The following is a 471-nucleotide window of genomic DNA, read 5'->3' as shown; positions in this document are numbered from 1 at the left end:
TACGTGCCCCATAGACGGTCTGCACTTCCTTGATTGCCCATTGATAGTTGAATGCAAAGGTTGGTCCAGCGCTGTTAGCAGTCGAGAGCTGCGTTACTTCGCAAGCCTGCTGAAAGACAAAGGCCGACGTAGTGGCGTCTTCATCGCACTTGAGGGCGTTGCCGGCAATCCGGCTAATAGAACAGCGGGATTTTTCCATCTCACGGCGGCGATGATTGAAGGCCAGACAGTACTCATTTTGACAGGAGAGGATCTTCTCGACATTGGTTCTGGCGAAGACCTTGTGAAACTGCTTCAACGTCGCCTAATGGATCAGGTAAAATCCCAGGTCGCAGCAGGCGTCGAGGCCAAAGCTGTCAAAAGCGGAAGGCGTCGAGAAGAGCAAAAGCTGGTGAGGGTGATTCTTGATTGTTTAGCTTCCGACGCGCGAGCCTGCGTCGTATTCCTGGGTACGCAAGGTGGGTACGCAAC

The 471-nt window shown here is 53.3% G+C and carries 1 protein-coding gene; it reads right to left on the bottom strand.

Going from position 1 to position 471, the window contains the following annotated elements; all coding sequences use genetic code 11:
* Window positions 1–298: hypothetical protein (locus EN780_RS37590; protein WP_133373019.1), on the bottom strand; the 298-nt coding region annotated here is incomplete at its 3' end.
* Window positions 299–471: the final 173 nt, after the last annotated feature.

The organism is Mesorhizobium sp. M4B.F.Ca.ET.089.01.1.1, from assembly GCF_004022605.1.
GTDB lineage: Bacteria > Pseudomonadota > Alphaproteobacteria > Rhizobiales > Rhizobiaceae > Mesorhizobium > Mesorhizobium abyssinicae.
The sequence above is the reverse complement of the archived record's forward strand: the minus strand, read 5'-3'. Positions and strand labels throughout refer to the sequence as shown.